Raw genomic sequence first — 1,535 nt, 5'->3', positions numbered from 1 at the left:
TGTCGTCAGCTCGTGTCGTGAGATGTTGGGTTAAGTCCCGCAACGAGCGCAACCCTTGATCTTAGTTGCCATCACATCATGGTGGGCACTCTAAGATGACTGCCGGTGACAAACCGGAGGAAGGTGGGGATGACGTCAAATCATCATGCCCCTTATGACCTGGGCTACACACGTACTACAATGGCCGATACAACGGGAAGCGAAACCGCGAGGTGGAGCCAATCCTATCAAAGTCGGTCTCAGTTCGGATTGCAGGCTGCAACTCGCCTGCATGAAGTCGGAATTGCTAGTAATCGCGGATCAGCATGCCGCGGTGAATACGTTCCCGGGTCTTGTACACACCGCCCGTCACACCACGAGAGTTTACAACACCCGAAGCCGGTGGGGTAACCCGCAAGGGAGCTAGCCGTCGAAGGTGGGGTAGATGATTGGGGTGAAGTCGTAACAAGGTAGCCGTATCGGAAGGTGCGGCTGGATCACCTCCTTTCTAAGGAAATACCCGAACCCGATGAGGTTCGGATAAACGTGGCAGTTTATCGCTTACTCGTTGTCAGTTTTGAAAGAGTAAACACATTGCAAAGAATAGGAAATGAGTATAATTACTTCATTCTTAATCGATGCCATCGTTGGATGCTCTCTTTCAATATGTCTAGTCATTCGTTTGGTGGCGATGGCGGAGGGGAACCACACGTTCCCATACCGAACACGACCGTTAAGCCCTCCAGCGCCGATGGTACTTAGACCGCAGGGTCTTGGGAGAGTAGGACGTCGCCAAGCGGATTACGAATCATTATAAATTACCAACATTTTCTTGTTGATTGTAGTCGAATAATGTGATAATCTATGAGTCCTGTCGTGCAAACGACAAGACAATTGCACCTTGAAAACTGGATAACGAAAGAAAAAGAATTGCTGAAACATCCTTTAAGTTGCTTTGATTTGTAAGCGAAAGGTGTTCGAGATTGCAGTGACTTTTGCAGCCTTTATTTCTACCTCTAACGGGGTTATTGTTCAAAGAAATCAAGCTGGAAGGGAGCGCAAGCCGAATCACCTGAGCATATGGTTAAGCTAGTAAGAGCGCACGGAGGATGCCTAGGCACCAGGAGCCGAAGAAGGACGTGGCGAACAACGATACCGCCCCGGGGAGCCGTAAGCAGGCATTGATCCGAGGATTTCCGAATGGGGAAACCCAGCTGTCGTAATGGACAGTTACTCTCAACTGAATACATAGGTTGGGTAGAGGCATACCAGGGGAACTGAAACATCTAAGTACCCTGAGGAAGAGAAAACAATAGTGATTCCGTCAGTAGCGGCGAGCGAACGCGGATTAGCCCAAACCAAGGAGCTTGCTTCTTGGGGTTGTAGGACGTCTCACATGGAGTTACAAAGGTGTTTGGTAAGCGAAGAGGTCTGGAAAGGCCCGCCAGAGCAGGTAAAAGCCCTGTAACTGAAACCAAGCACTCTCCGAGACGGATCCTGAGTACGGCGGGACACGTGAAACCCCGTCGGAATCCGGCAGGACCATCTGCCAAGGC

The 1,535-nt window shown here is 50.3% G+C and carries 3 rRNA genes; all 3 read left to right on the top strand.

Annotation, left to right across the window (positions count from 1 at the left end):
• Nucleotides 1-487: ribosomal RNA gene (locus tag FGT79_RS30540) — 16S ribosomal RNA — on the top strand; the annotation flags it as partial.
• A gap of 173 nt (nucleotides 488-660) precedes the next feature.
• A 5S ribosomal RNA gene (gene rrf / locus FGT79_RS30535) occupies nucleotides 661-777 on the top strand.
• 284 nt (nucleotides 778-1,061) lie between these two features.
• Nucleotides 1,062-1,535 (top strand): 23S ribosomal RNA (locus FGT79_RS30530); the annotation flags it as partial.

This window comes from Paenibacillus sinopodophylli (assembly GCF_005930355.1).
Taxonomy (GTDB): Bacteria; Bacillota; Bacilli; order Paenibacillales; family Paenibacillaceae; genus Pristimantibacillus; species Pristimantibacillus sinopodophylli.
Note: the sequence above shows the minus strand (reverse complement) of the source record. Positions and strands in the feature narration are given on the sequence as shown.